The sequence below is a fragment of the Sphingomonas sp. Xoc002 genome (genome assembly GCF_050408055.1).
GTDB lineage: Bacteria > Pseudomonadota > Alphaproteobacteria > Sphingomonadales > Sphingomonadaceae > Sphingomonas > Sphingomonas yabuuchiae.
The window spans coordinates 2,208,782-2,222,654 of the sequence record NZ_CP191175.1 but is presented as its reverse complement, the minus strand read 5'-3'; the positions used below and the strand labels follow the sequence as shown (position 1 = coordinate 2,222,654).

Sequence of the window (13,873 nt, the reverse complement as noted above, 5' to 3'; positions counted from 1 at the left end):
TTGGGGGCGGCTTGGTTGGCAGGGCGTGGCCTTCGACTTCGTTCAGCCCGAGCGAAGTCGAAGGCCAAGGGAGTCCCCGGCCTCGATCAGTTCGCCTGAGGCATCGTCGTATTCGACTGCGGGCTGACCGTCGCATTCAGTGCGAGGGTCGTCTTGGGCGTTACGCTCGCCTGTGCGACGTTCGGGCGTTGCAGGCGGATCGCCGAAGCACCCGGCAAGCCCGGGAAGCGCGGCCACAGCCCTTGCGCCAATGCCGCGCGGCTGGGCGACTTCGGCTTGCCGGTCTGGCCCTCGTACATCCAGTAATTGCGCAGGACCATGGTGACGTATCCGCGCGTCTCCCAATAGGGAATGCTCTCGATATAGAGCAGCGGATCGCCATTGTCGTGGACCAAGCTGTTCCACTCGCCGACCGGCTTCGGCCCGGCATTATAGGCCGCGATCACCTTGGGCAGCAGGCCCCCGGTCACGCCGGTCATGTCGCGCAGGCGTTCCAGATGCCGCTGGCCGATATCCATATTGGTCGACGGCTTGGTCAGCGCGCTGCGGTCGATCGACACGCCACGCTCGCGCGCGAAATCGGTCGCGGCGGCGGGCATGATCTGCATCAGGCCATAGGCACCCGCCGGGCTGACCACCTTGTTGCGGAAGCCGCTTTCCTGAAGCGTATGGGCATAGACCAGTGCCTTTTCGACGCGCCAACCGCTGTCGGGTGCCCAGTTCGGCGTCGGATAGCGTGCCTCGGCGGTGGCGGTCACGCCTGCCGGGCAGTTGTGCGCCAGCCAGACGGTGGTGGCTGGCAAGTCCAGCGACTCGGCGAGGCGGACGAGGCTGCGGAACTCCGTCGGCTGGCCGATCCGCGCCTGTTGGCGGATGACCTGATCGGCGAGGTCGGTCTCGCCGACTTCGACCAGTGCGGCGGCGACCAGGATATTGGGGCGGCGATCCAGTGCGGCCCAGTCGGTGGCGACCAGCTGTCCCTTGGGCTCGCGATCGCCGCGCATCCCCAGGGCCTGCCGCGCAAGCTGGCCGTAGAAACTCTCGCGGAACTGCGAGGCGGAGCGCAGGCGGCCCTCGATCTTGTCGGGACGGCCGCAGACCATGTCGGCGCGCGCGGCCCAATAAAGCGCGGCGGCGCGCAGATCGACATCGGTGGCGCGCGCCGCCGTACCCTCGAACGCGGTGGCGGCGGCCTGACAGTCATTCTGACGCCATGCGGACAGGGCGACAGTCCAACGACCCTGTACGGCCCAGTCGCCCGATCCTTCGGCGGCCTGCGCCGCCAGCATGCGGGCATTGGCGTCGTCGCCGCTGAGGAAATAGATCCATGCGACCTTCTGCTGCCACTCGGTCAGCGCCTCGGGCGACAGGCCTTGCGTCGATTCAAGCAGCGCGCGCGCGGAGGGGCCGTCGTCCGCCTTGACGAAGGGCTGCATCCTGACGGCCAGATCGGCGGCGATCTGGTCGCTGCGCACGCTCTTGGCGCGGGTGCGGCGGGGGGCGCCGTCCTGCCAGATCAGCGTGTGCGCTTCGGGCAGCGGCGGCAGGTCATGCGCGCCGCGCGAGCGGGCGAGGCGGGCCAGCTGCTCGGCCTGGGGCAGTTCGGGCGCTTCGTTCAGCAGGGCAACCAGCCGCTCGACCTCCACCTTGGGCGAACCCTTGGCGGTGTAGAGTTCGGCGCGCGCGATGGCGTGGAGCGGACCGGGCTTGAGCGCGTCGAGTTCCAGTTGCGCGTCGGTCCAGCGGCTGTCCCGGATCGCCGCGAAGACGCGCATATAGCCCGCCTTCTGATCGGCATCTAGCAATGCGGGGATGGCGGGTGGGGCCTTGAGCGCGGCGGGGCTGCGGACGTCGGCGTTGGGGACAGGTTCGGCGGCAAGGGCTGCGCCGCCGACGACCGTCAACAAAGCCCCGATGGTCGCGCCCTTCGCGATCGTCCGGCCCAGCTTCATGCGCGCAAATCCCCCATGACCCTTTGCAAGTCTTTCCAGCTTTCCGCCTTCGCCATCGGCTTCTCGATCAGGAAGCGCGGGTGGAACGTGGCGACGACGTTCGTTTTTCCGCTTTTATGGTCAATGACATGTGAATGTCCGCGCGCGTCGGTCAATTCGGTCCCGAGCACGGCACGGCTCGCCGCATTGCCGAGCAGCAGCAGCCCGCGCGGGGCGACGAGCCCGACATGGTGCAGCGCGATCTCGGCCAGCCGCGTCTCCACCCCGGCGGGGGTGCGTCCCGCGATCGGCCGCCGCGCGCAGACCGAGGCGACATGGACGGTTTCACGCGACAGGCCCATGGCGGCAAGCATCCGGTCGAACAGCCGCCCCGGCGCACCCGACAGGATCTGACCGGCATCGCCGTCATCGCGGTCGGGACAGTCGACCAGCACCATCAGAGCGGCATCGGCGGGCCCGGTCGCGGTGAGCGAAATGCCGTCCCATGTCGCCTCCGGCGCGGCATCGGAAAGACGCCAGGCCAGGAACGCCTCCAGCGTATCGGGCAGCGAGCTCGCCGGTCCCGCGACGGGCAGGGCGGCGGCGGGCGCCTGGCCGGGCATGACGAGCGGCGCGCGCGCCGGCTCCGGCGCCGTCCAGTCGCGGGGGTCGTCCTCGACCAGCAGGTCGACGCCCGCATCATGCCACCAGTCCAGTACGCTGACGGCCAGGGCACCATCAAACGGTGCGGTATCGAACGTTGAGAGAGCCCCCATATGGGGTAAGCCCATGCTGCAAGGTTGACGTGCGCGTCAATCTGTCGGATCGGCTGTCAGGACAAGATGTTTTCCGTCCGCGCCCGGACGAGCCCGCCAAACGGGACGCTACGGCAGCGGCGCGGTCAAAAAGCGAGGATGCCATGAGCGAACGCGAATCGATGCCTTATGACGTGGTGATCGTCGGCGCGGGTCCGGCGGGCCTGTCGGCGGCGATCCGCCTGAAACAGCTTGCGGCCGAACAGGGCGGCGAACTGGCCGTCTGTGTCCTCGAAAAGGGATCGGAGGTCGGCGCGCATATCCTGTCGGGCGCGGTGATCGATCCGATCGCGCTCGACGAGCTGCTGCCCGACTGGCGCGAGGATGGCTGTCCGCTGGCCGAGGTGCCGGTGACGGAGAACCTCCACTGGATCCTGAGCGCGACGAAGCAGCGCAACCTGCCGCACGCGCTGACCCCGCCCTTCATGCACAACAAGGGCACCTATACCGGAAGCCTCGGCAATCTGTGCCGCTGGCTGGCGGGCAAGGCCGAGGAGTTGGGCGTCGAGATCTTCCCTGGTTTCGCCGCCGCCGAAATCCTGTTCCACGAGGATGGTCGGGTAAAGGGTGTCGCGACCGGCGACATGGGCATCGCGCGCGACGGCACCCGCAAGCCCGATTACCAGCCGGGCCTGGAGCTGCACGCTAAATACACCTTCTTCGCCGAGGGCGTTCGCGGTCACCTGTCCAAGGAGATCATCCGCCAGTTCGATCTGGCCCGCGACAGCGATCCGCAGGTCTATGGCCTGGGCATCAAGGAATTGTGGGACATCGACCCCGCCAAGCATGTGCCGGGCCGGGTGATCCATACCCAGGGCTGGCCGCTCGGGCATGACGCCAATGGCGGCGGCTTCATCTATCACCAGGCGGGGGGGCAGGTCGCGCTCGGCTTCGTGACGTGGCTCAACTACACCAACCCCTATATCTCCCCGTTCCAGGAGATGCAGAAGTGGAAGACCCATCCGGTCATCGCCGAACTGCTGAAGGGCGGCAAGCGCGTCTCCTATGGCGCGCGCGCGATCAATGACGGCGGGCTTCAGGCGATCCCGAAGCTGACCTTCCCGGGCGGCGTGCTGGTCGGCTGTTCGGCGGGCTTCCTGAACGTGCCGCGCATCAAGGGTACGCACGGCGCGATGAAGTCGGCGATGCTGGCGGCCGAGGCGGCCTTCGCCGCCGTGCAGGCCGGGCGCGAAGGCGACGAGCTGACCGATTATCCCGAGGCGTTCCGTGCGTCCTGGCTCCACAAGGAGCTTTCGACCGTCCGTAACGTCGTGCCGCTGGTCAAGAAATATGGCGACACGCTGGGCTCGGGTCTGGCGGGCGCGACCATGTGGGCCGAGCATTTCGGCCTGAAGATGCCCTTCACCATGAAGCACAAGCCCGATCACGAAAGCCTGTGGCGCAAGGATCAGGTCAAGAAACCCGACTACCCCAAGCCCGACGGCGTGCTGACCTTCGACCGGCTGTCCTCGGTGTTCCTGTCGAACACCAATCACGAAGAGGATCAGCCGGTCCACCTGACGCTGAAGAACGCGGATGTGCCGATCGCGCACAACCTGCCCTTGTTCGACGAGCCTGCGCAACGCTACTGTCCCGCCGGTGTTTACGAGGTGGTGGGCGTGGAAGAGGGCGATCCGAAATTCGTGATCAACGCCCAGAACTGCGTCCACTGCAAGACGTGCGACATCAAGGACCCGACCCAGAACATCAACTGGGTGGTGCCGGAAGGCGGCGGAGGACCCAATTATCCCAATATGTAAGCGTCCGTTTTTCCGTGCCCTGACCGGATTGATGCTGGTCGGGGCCTGCTGGTCCGCATCGGCGCTGGCGGCGGTGGAGGTGCCCCGCTCGCCGTTATCGGCCTATCTGGCGGCGCGGGTCGCGGCGTCGGAAGGGCGCTCGGCGGCGGCCAGCGACGATTATGCCGTTGCGCTGGCCGGTTGGCCCGACGACCCCGCCGTCGCGGTGCGCGCCTATCGCGAGGCGATGACCAGCGGCGACGTCCCGCTGGCGCTGAAGTCCGCGCGGGTGATGGAGGCGGAGAATGTCGCGCCGCTCGACGTCGCGCTGCTCGACCTGGCGATCGCGGCGCGCAAAGGCGACCGGGCAGGATATGACGCCGCGCTGACCCGGATCGATGGCGGCGCGCTGCGCATCCTGTCGCCGGTGTTGCGCGCCTGGGCCGCGTGGGATCGCAAGCAGCCGGTCGAGCCCGGCCTCGACAGCGCGGGCAAGGAACCGGTGGCCAAGCGGCTGGCCGACGAGCATCGTATATTGCTGGCGCTGGCGAGCAAGCGGATCGACCCGGCCTCGGTCCGTGTCCTGTTGGAGACGATGCGCGCGGCCCCCGACACCCGGATCGCCGCCGCCGAGATCGTGGCGGGGCGCGGCGACGAGGCCAATGCCCGCGCGCTGCTCAGCGATCCGCTCGTCCTGGCCGATCGCAAGTCACTGGGCGCCAAGCCCGATCTCGGTTTCGGCGTGTCGCAACTTTTGGTGCGGATCGGCGGCGAACTGGCGAGCGAGGGGCCGCGCCCGCTGGTCATCGCCCTGACCCGCACCGCCCTGATCGCCGACCCCGACAATGACCGCGCCCGGCTGATCATGGCCGAGGCCCTGTCGAAGGACGAGGCGTGGGATGCCGCCATCGCCGCGATCCGGGACGTGCGGCCACGCGGCGCCTTCACCCACCGCGCCGCGATCGTCCGCATCGGCCTGCTCGCCGAGGCGGGGCGACAGGGCGAGGCGCTGATGCTCGCGCAAGGGCTGGCGACCGCCAAGGATTCCAGCCTCGACGATTGGCAGGTCTATGCCGACCAGTTGATCGCCGCCAAGCGCCCGGCCGATGCGGTCCCCTGGTATGAGCGCGTCACCCGCGCCGACCCGGCCCTGCCCTGGGCGGCATGGCTGCAATATGGCGGGGCGCTGGATCAGGCCGGGCGCAAGGACGAGGCGGATGTGGCGCTGGCCAAGGCGGTCGAGCTTGGCCCGGACCAGCCGCTGGCGCTCAACTATCTGGGATATGCACGGATCGAGCGGGGCAGGGACGTGCCGGGCTCGCTCGCGCTGCTCGAAAAGGCGAGCAAACTGGCCCCCGAGGATGCCTCGATCACCGATTCGCTCGGCTGGGCCTATCACAAGGCCGGGCAGACCAGGCGCGGCCTGCCGCTGGTCGAGCGCGCCGCCATGGCCGAGCCCGCCAATAGCGAGATCAACGACCATCTGGGCGACATATACTGGGCGCTGGGGCGGCGGTACGAGGCGCGCTATGCCTGGCGCGCGGCGGCACTGACGGCGGACGACACGGAGCAGGCCAAGCTGGCCGCCAAGATCGCGGGCTGACCGGCCTTGCCGAGCGCGCCCGTGCGACGCATGGGATGGGCATGACCGTTATCGTCGAAACCGCCCCGGCCAAGATCAATCTGGCGCTCCATGTGCGACGTCGTCGTGAGGATGGCTATCATGAGCTGGAGACGCTGTTCGCCTTTTGCCGTGACGGGGATGTCGTCGCGGTCGAGCGCGCGGACAGACCCAGCCTCACGCTGACCGGCCCGTTCGCCAGCGTGCTGGCGGGCGAATCGCAGGACGACAATCTCGTCATGCGCGCGGCGCTCGGCTTTGGCGCGCGGTTCGGGGTGAGCGAGGGACATGCCATTACCCTCGACAAGCATCTTCCCGTCGCGTCGGGCATTGGCGGCGGCTCGGCGGATGCGGCGGCGACCTTGCGTGCGCTGGCGCGGCTGCACGGCGTGGCAATAAATGATCCCGTATTGTTCGCCTTGGCGGCTGAGCTGGGCGCGGACGTTCCCGCCTGTCTGCTCGGCCGGACCTCGCGCGGCGAGGGGAAGGGCGATGCGCTGCAACCGCTGGAGCCGCTGGGCGAGCGGCCGGTCCTGCTGGTCAATCCGGGCGTCGCCGTGTCGACGGCGGCGGTATTCGGGCGTTGGGACGGTATGGACCGGGGAGCGTTGGGGCAGGGGGATGTGATGACCGTCGCGGCGGCGGGGCGCAACGACCTGGAGCCGCCCGCCCGTGCCATCGCGCCGCAGATCGACGCGGTGTTGGCCCTGCTGGCGAGCGCGCCGGGCGTCGATCTGGCGCGCATGTCGGGATCGGGCGCGACCTGCTTTGCGATTTTCGCCGATACCGACGCGCGCGATGCGGCGGCAGACGCGGCGCGGACGCAGGGTTGGTGGGCGCTGCCGACTTTTTTGCGATAGGCTTTGTTCGCATCTTGTTCTCATGGAACAAAACACATACATTGCAGATGCGTTGAATGGACCACAAGGTTGGTCTAGCGAGGGAAGCATCTGATGGCCGCCAATCTGAAAGTGATCGAAACAGGCATGGCAACCGCAAACGCAGACCGGCAAAAGGCGCTGGACGCCGCACTCGCCCAGATCGACCGGGCATTCGGCAAGGGCTCGGCGATGAAGCTGGGCCAGAAGGAAGCGATGCAGGTCGAGGCGATCTCGACCGGCTCGCTCGGCCTCGACATCGCGCTCGGTGTCGGCGGCCTGCCGCGCGGCCGCGTGATCGAGGTCTATGGCCCTGAATCCTCGGGCAAGACTACGCTGGCGCTGCACGTCATCGCCGAGGCGCAGAAGATGGGCGGCACCGCTGCCTTTGTCGACGCCGAACACGCGCTCGACCCCGTCTATGCCAAGAAGCTGGGCGTCAATATCGACGAACTGATCGTGTCGCAGCCGGATACCGGCGAGCAGGCGCTCGAGATCACCGATACGCTCGTCCGCTCGAACGCGATCGACGTGCTGGTGGTCGACTCGGTCGCCGCCCTTGTGCCGCGCGCGGAAATCGAGGGCGAGATGGGCGACAGCCATGTCGGCCTTCAGGCCCGCCTGATGTCGCAGTCGCTTCGCAAGCTGACCGGCTCCATCAGCCGTTCGCGCTGCATGGTGATCTTCATCAACCAGCTGCGCATGAAGATCGGCGTGATGTACGGCAACCCGGAGACGACGACGGGTGGCAACGCGCTGAAATTCTATGCCTCGGTCCGGCTCGACATCCGTCGCACCGGCGCGATCAAGGATCGTGAGGAAGTGACCGGCAACGCGACCCGCGTGAAGGTCGTGAAGAACAAGGTCGCACCGCCGTTCAAGCAGGTCGAATTCGACATCATGTACGGCGAAGGCATTTCGAAGATCGGCGAGATCCTCGACCTGGGCGTCAAGGCGGGTCTGGTCGAGAAGTCGGGCAGCTGGTTCTCCTACGACTCGGTCCGCATCGGGCAGGGGCGTGAGAATGCCAAAAATTACCTGCGCGACAATCCCGACATGGCCGATCGTCTGGAACGGGCGATCCGCCAGCGCACCGAAAAGGTCGCCGAGGAGATGATGACCGGCCCCGATGCCGAGGACGACATCTAAGACTATGGGGCCCGCCAGCAATGGCGGGCCTTTTTGTTTGAGAGCATCGGGGGCTGGATCGTGACGGGCGGAATGGATTGGCGGGGGCGGGTCGGCGATGTCTGGGCCGCGGAATGGCGCCGGACCGACCGCAGCCTGGCGGACCTGTCCCGTCACCTCGACGTGGCGATCGCATCGGTGGCGCCCGAACGGGGCCATGCACTCGATATCGGTTGTGGGGCGGGGGCGACCAGCCTCGCGCTCCGGGCAGCGCGGCCGGGATTGCGCATGACGGGCGTCGACCTCTCGCCGGAATTGGTGGCGGTGGCACGGGCGCGGGCGGGCGACGCGGCTGGCGATGGCCTGCGTTTCCGGTGCGGCGATGCGCTGACCGTGGCGGCCGCCGAAGGGCCGTTCGATCTGCTATGCTCGCGTCATGGCGTGATGTTCTTTCCCGATCCTGTCGAGGCGCTCACCACCTTGCGGCACGCCGCACGCGACGGCGCTCGGCTGGTCTTTTCCTGCTTTGCGGAACGCGCCGCCAATGGTTTCGCGACGCTGGCGGATGCCGCGATCGGTATCGCTCCCCCGCAGGACGAGGGTTACGCGCCCAGCCCCTTTGCCTTTGCCGACATGAACCAGGTCGGGGCGTGGTTCATGGAAAGCGGATGGCAAACTGACGGCGCCGCGCGCGTGCCGTTCGACTATGTGGTGGGCGAAGGCGACGATCCGGTCGAGGACGCGCTGTCCTTCCTGTCGCAAATCGGTCCCGCTGCGCGGGCGTTGGCGCAGGCCGCCCCCGATGAACGGCGGCGGATGGAGACGGCCTTGCGGGAAGCGCTGTTGCGGTATCGCACCGGCGACCGGATCGCGTTGCCCGCCTCGGCATGGATATGGCGGGCCGTTGCGCATGGGGATGGCGGAGCTGGATCGAGATGACATAGGGTCGACCCGTGTCGAGCCCCTCCTCTTCAGGAGCATCAGGTAAACCGCACCCTGCGCGGTTTAGATCAGGCTGGGAGCCTGCTCGACCTGGTGCTGGGTTGGGGTGGGGGATCACCAAAGATATGGCGTTTGCGGAAGCGCGCCACCCCCGGCCCTTCCACTGAAGGGGAGGGGTGGATCGATCTAGAGTGGATCGACATTCAGCCGTCCTCTTCTTCCCTCGCCCCTCATAGAGGGGAGAGGGTGGCCCAGACTTGGTCTTTGCGAAAGCAAAGGCCTGGTCGAAGCTCGGTGAGGGGTGGTCGCTCGCTGGCCAAGCGCGCTAGCCTTTGGATCGCTCAACCCTTTACCCAAGCCGCGCTAACCCTCCCCCGCTCCAATAGAGAGGGACGAAGAGGCCGGTTGCGGATCCGGGCAGCGATCTTTTCGCTGAGTTTTCGAGCCTGCAACACAGGACCAGCCCCCCGATGCGTCCGCTATCCCGCTTGGCGCGTTGAGCCGCGCAATCGAGGGGAAAAGCCATGACGATCATCGTCCATCATCTGGAAAACAGCCGGTCGCAGCGCATCTTGTGGATGTTGGAGGAACTGGGCCTCCCCTATGAGGTCAAGCACTATAAGCGCGACCCCAAGACGATGCTGGCTCCGCGCGAACTCCGCGCCGTGCATCCGCTCGGTAAGTCGCCGGTGATCGAGGATGACGGGCTGGTGATCGCAGAGACGGGTGCGATCATCGAATATCTGGTCGGCAAGGGCGATGGCCGTCTTGGCCCGCCCGCGCACCGGGAGGCGATGCAGCGCTGGCGCTTCTGGCTGCACTATGCCGAGGGATCGTTGATGCCGCCGCTGTTCGTCACGTTGGTGCTTAGCCGCATCCCGGTCATGGGCAAGGTGGCGATGAAGCGTTTTCAGCCGATGGTCGACCGCCATCTCGATTATGTCGAAAGCGAACTGGCGCGCTCGCCCTGGTTCGCGGGCGAGCAGATGACGGCGGCCGACATCATCATGAGCTTTCCGCTGGAGGCCGCGCGGTCCCGTGCCGGTCTGGACGAGCGCCGCCCGGCCACCATCGCCTGGCTGGAGCGTATCCATGCCCGCCCGGCCTATCAGGCGGCGCTCGCCAAGGGCGGACCCTATGCCTATGCGTGAGGCATAGGGTCCGACGATCAATGCCCCCCGACCTGGCGGAAGCTGTCGGGGGCATCCTTCGGAGGCGTGCCCGAGGGTGCGTGGAGCGACGCCACATCCACCGGCTCGGGCGGATCGAGCGGACCTTCCCACTTGGCGATGACCGCACTTGCCACGGCATTGCCGATGACGTTGGTCGCCGAGCGCCCCATGTCGAGGAAATGGTCGACCGCCAGGATCAGCAGCAGGCCCGCCTCGGGAATGTTGAACATCGGCATGGTCGCCGCGATCACCACCAGCGAGGCGCGCGGCACGCCCGCAATCCCCTTCGACGTGACCATCAACACGAGCAGCATCGTGATCTGCTGCCCGATCGACAGGTCGATGCCGTAAGCCTGCGCGATGAACAGCGACGCGAAGGTCATGTACATCATCGAGCCGTCGAGATTGAACGAATAGCCCAGCGGCAGGACGAAGCTGGCGATGCGCGGCGGTACGCCGAACCGGTCCAGCCCCTCCAGGATGCGCGGATAGGCGGCCTCAGACGACGCGGTCGAGAAGGCGAGGATCAAAGGCGCGCGGATATGCGCGATCAGGTCGCGCACGCGCGGGCCGATGAACAGCGCCGCGATGCCGAGTAGCACGCACCACAACAGGATGAGGCCCAGGTAAAAGCTGCCCATGAAGATGGCGAGCTTGCCGATCACCGACGGCCCCTGCTCGGTCAGCGTGCCTGCGACGGCGGCGAAGACCGCGATCGGCGCGACCCGCATGACGTAATCGGTCACCTGCAACATCACCGCGACCAGCGCATCGACCGCCCGGACCAGCGGCGCGGCGCGCTCGCCGACCGCCGTGATCGCGACGCCCAGGAACAGCGAGCCGATGACGATCTGAAGAACCTCGTTGGTCGCCATCGCCTCGATCAGAGAGGCGGGGACGAGGTGCGTCACGAATTTCTGAAGGTCGAACCCGGCCTTGACCACCCCGCTATCGGCGGTGACGGCGGGCAACGGCAGGTTCAGGCCGACGCCGGGCTGGAGCAGGTTGACCAGCAACATGCCTAGGCTGAGCGAGACGAGGCTGGCCGAAATGAACCAGGCGAGCGAGCGCACCCCGATCCGCCCCAGCGCCTTGGTATCGCCCATCTGTGCGATTCCCGACACCAGGGTCGCGAAGACCAAAGGCGCGATGATCATCTTGATCAGGCGCAGGAACAGGCCGGTGACGATCGCAAAATAGCCCGCGATCGTCTTGAGTTGCGCGGTTGCCGCCGCGCTGCCGTCATTCAGCGACAGGTTGAGCGAGAGGCCCACGATCAGCCCCAGGACGAGGCCGATGAAGATGTACAAGGTCAGCCGCTTGGCCATGCATACCCCAAATTAAAATCCACGAGCGAGCCAAGGGCATTGCGGCGCTCAGGTCAAGAATTCTATCGTCACCGTCATGCAGACCCTGTTGTCCCGCCGCGCGATCATCGCGGCCGCCGCCCTGCCGTTCTTCGTCCGGCCGGGGTTGCTGCGTGCCGCCGAGCCGGACCTGTCGGCGCTGTCCGACATCACCGGCGGGGCGGTGCCGATCGGCCCGGAGGAACGGGCGCGGAGGCTGGCGCGGGCGCAGGCCTTGATGAAGGCGAACGGGATCGGGGCGATCCTGATCGAGCCCGGCTCGACCATGGTCTATTTCACCGGCGTCCAATGGTGGCGCAGCGAGCGGCTGACCGCCGTGGTCATCCCGGTCGAGGGTCAGCCGTGCATCGTCACGCCGTTTTTCGAGAAGCCCTCGGTCCGGGAAACGCTGGCCGTGCCCGCCGAGGTGCGGGTGTGGCAGGAGGACGAAAATCCGCTGGCCGTCGTCGCGGGGTTCCTGCGCGACCGCAAGCTGGCGAACCGCCCGGTCGGGATTGAGGAGACGGCGCGCTTCTTCGCATTCGACGGGATGCGAAAGTTGCTGCCCGACATGCGGCTGGTCTCGGCCAATCCGGTGGTGCGCGGATGCCGGATGATGAAGACGCCCGCCGAGATCGCGCTGATGCAGGTGGCGACCGATGTGACGATGGCGGCCTATCGCTGGGTCTACCCCCGCGTCGAGGTGGGCATGACCGGCGCGGAGATGGGCGCACTGATGAGCGCCGCCACCCGCAAGCTGGGCGGCGCGCCGGAGTTCAGCATGGCGCTGATCGGCGAAGCCTCGGCCTACCCGCATGGCAGCAAGCAGGTGCACCGGGTGGCGGACGGCCAGGTCGTGCTGATGGACTGCGGCTGCACGGTACAGGGCTATCAGTCCGATGTCTCTCGCAGTTGGGTCCATGGCCACGCCAGTGCGGAACAGCGCAAGGTCTGGGACACGGTGGCGAAGGGCCAGCAGGTCGCGCGCGCGGCGGCGCGGATCGGCGCGCCCGCAGGCAGCATCGACGATGCCGTGCGGCGTTTCTACGAAGGGCAGGGTTATGGTCCCGGCTATCGCTTGCCCGGCCTGTCGCATCGGACTGGGCACGGCATCGGCATGGATGGGCATGAGCCGGTCAATCTCGTGCATGGCGAAGCGACGCCGCTGGCCGCCGGCATGTGTTTCTCCAACGAGCCCGGGCTGTATCTGCCGGGCAAGTTCGGCATCCGGATCGAGGATTGCTTCCACATGACCGATAGCGGGCCGCTCTGGTTCTCGACGCCGCCCAAGGCGATCGAGGCGCCGATCGGATGATCGCCGAGCTGGACGCGCGCGGCTATGCCCTGTGGCCCTCGCGGCTGGATGACGAAGAACTGGCCGAGCTGGCGGCGCTGTTCGGCGACTGGCCCGACGGTCGTCCGGGACGGCGGATCGATCCGGCCCGCGCCGTCGGATTGTCCTCCGTGCACCGGCTCTGCGCTGCGATGAAGTCGGTTGTCGGCGAAGGCGTGCGGCCGGTCCGCGCGATCCTGTTCGACAAGCAGGACGGCGCGAACTGGGCATTGGGCTGGCACCAGGACCGGACCATCGAGGTGGTCGAGCGACGCGAGGTCGCGGGGTTCGGGCCATGGACCGTCAAGCAGGGCCGCGTCCATGTCGCGCCGCCGGTGTCGCTGCTGGAGCGCATGCTCACGGTCCGCCTCCATCTCGATCCCGTCGATGCGGACAATGCGCCGCTGTTGGTCGCACCGGGATCGCACCGGCTGGGCCTGATCGCCGAGGATGCGATTGAGGGCGTCGTCGGTCAGCTGGGCGAGGCTGTTTGTCTGGCTGGGGCGGGCGAGGTTTGGCTGTACCGCACGCTGATCCTTCACGCCTCGGCCCGCGCCGGACCGGGGCGGCACCGGCGGGTCTTGCAGATCGATCTGTCGGCGGATGACTTGCCGGGTGGTTTGCGCTGGGGCACGGAGGGGCAGGGGAGGCTATCATGACCATTGATCTCGTGATTGAAATGCTGGTGGGCCTTGCCAACGGCCTGCTGAACGCCGTCATCATCTGTGCGCTGGCCTATTGGCTCCTCGGCCGCGTTTTCGGCGTGACCGAGCCGCGATTGCCCGCCATTCTGTTCGCCCTTGGCTTGACGCTGGGGCGGTTCGAGCATGCCGCCGACATGGCCGGGCATCCCATCGGCCGGTTGGTTGGCGATGGCCTGGGGTTCGTCCTGATCCGGTATCTGTGGTGGCGTCGCCCCGCCGCTCGCCACGATGCGACGGAACGAGCCGAACGCGCGGGCGCTTGAG

12 protein-coding genes are annotated in these 13,873 nt (G+C 67.4%); 9 read left to right on the top strand and 3 right to left on the bottom strand.

Going from position 1 to position 13,873, the window contains the following annotated elements:
* Positions 1-86 precede the first annotated feature (86 nt).
* Together ACQR50_RS09870 and ACQR50_RS09865 are read right to left on the bottom strand one after the other, a co-directional pair.
* Positions 87-1,952 (bottom strand): lytic transglycosylase domain-containing protein, encoded by a 1,866-nt coding sequence (locus tag ACQR50_RS09870; protein WP_428968180.1) that lies wholly within the window; start codon positions 1,950-1,952, stop codon positions 87-89.
* Positions 1,949-2,707 (bottom strand): uracil-DNA glycosylase, encoded by a 759-nt coding sequence (locus ACQR50_RS09865; protein ID WP_428968179.1) that lies wholly within the window; start codon positions 2,705-2,707, stop codon positions 1,949-1,951. Before ACQR50_RS09865 ends, ACQR50_RS09870 begins: the two co-directional genes overlap by 4 nt.
* Before the next feature lie 143 nt (positions 2,708-2,850).
* Between ACQR50_RS09865 and ACQR50_RS09860 the strand changes: the two genes are divergently transcribed.
* The 6 genes from ACQR50_RS09860 (at position 2,851) to ACQR50_RS09835 (ending at position 10,205) form a co-directional block, all read left to right on the top strand.
* Complete coding sequence (locus tag ACQR50_RS09860) at positions 2,851-4,506, top strand: electron transfer flavoprotein-ubiquinone oxidoreductase (RefSeq protein WP_322538955.1); 1,656 nt, start codon at positions 2,851-2,853, stop codon at positions 4,504-4,506.
* Between the two features lie 31 nt (positions 4,507-4,537).
* Complete coding sequence (locus ACQR50_RS09855) at positions 4,538-6,088, top strand: tetratricopeptide repeat protein (protein ID WP_428968178.1); 1,551 nt, start codon at positions 4,538-4,540, stop codon at positions 6,086-6,088.
* A gap of 41 nt (positions 6,089-6,129) precedes the next feature.
* Positions 6,130-6,966: a 4-(cytidine 5'-diphospho)-2-C-methyl-D-erythritol kinase gene (locus tag ACQR50_RS09850; RefSeq protein WP_428968177.1), complete on the top strand. Its 837-nt coding sequence runs from the start codon at positions 6,130-6,132 to the stop codon at positions 6,964-6,966.
* A 93-nt stretch (positions 6,967-7,059) separates the two neighbouring features.
* The gene (gene recA / locus ACQR50_RS09845; protein WP_042482753.1) at positions 7,060-8,133 is read left to right on the top strand and encodes a recombinase RecA; all 1,074 of its coding nucleotides are present in this window, start codon (positions 7,060-7,062) and stop codon (positions 8,131-8,133) included.
* Positions 8,134-8,166: 33 nt separating this feature from the next.
* Positions 8,167-9,051, top strand: a complete 885-nt coding sequence (locus ACQR50_RS09840) for a class I SAM-dependent methyltransferase (RefSeq protein ID WP_428968176.1) — start codon at positions 8,167-8,169, stop codon at positions 9,049-9,051.
* 527 nt (positions 9,052-9,578) lie between these two features.
* Positions 9,579-10,205 carry a glutathione S-transferase family protein gene (locus tag ACQR50_RS09835; protein WP_058744062.1) on the top strand — a complete coding sequence of 209 codons (627 nt, stop codon included), beginning with the start codon at positions 9,579-9,581 and terminating at the stop codon, positions 10,203-10,205.
* 17 nt (positions 10,206-10,222) lie between these two features.
* Here the strand turns inward: ACQR50_RS09835 and ACQR50_RS09830 are convergent, their stop codons facing one another.
* Entirely contained in the window at positions 10,223-11,554 is a 1,332-nt protein-coding gene (locus tag ACQR50_RS09830; protein ID WP_428968175.1) for a dicarboxylate/amino acid:cation symporter, read from the bottom strand.
* A gap of 76 nt (positions 11,555-11,630) precedes the next feature.
* Here ACQR50_RS09830 and ACQR50_RS09825 point away from each other — a divergent pair, with 76 nt between their 5' ends.
* Genes ACQR50_RS09825 through ACQR50_RS09815 form a run of 3 tightly spaced genes read left to right on the top strand, consistent with a single transcriptional unit; the run spans position 11,631 to position 13,872 of the window.
* Positions 11,631-12,887 carry a M24 family metallopeptidase gene (locus tag ACQR50_RS09825; protein WP_428968174.1) on the top strand — a complete coding sequence of 419 codons (1,257 nt, stop codon included), beginning with the start codon at positions 11,631-11,633 and terminating at the stop codon, positions 12,885-12,887.
* The gene (locus ACQR50_RS09820; RefSeq protein WP_428968173.1) at positions 12,884-13,564 is read left to right on the top strand and encodes a phytanoyl-CoA dioxygenase family protein; all 681 of its coding nucleotides are present in this window, start codon (positions 12,884-12,886) and stop codon (positions 13,562-13,564) included. Before ACQR50_RS09825 ends, ACQR50_RS09820 begins: the two co-directional genes overlap by 4 nt.
* Complete coding sequence (locus tag ACQR50_RS09815; RefSeq protein ID WP_428968172.1) at positions 13,561-13,872, top strand: hypothetical protein; 312 nt, start codon at positions 13,561-13,563, stop codon at positions 13,870-13,872. Before ACQR50_RS09820 ends, ACQR50_RS09815 begins: the two co-directional genes overlap by 4 nt.
* Position 13,873: the final 1 nt, after the last annotated feature.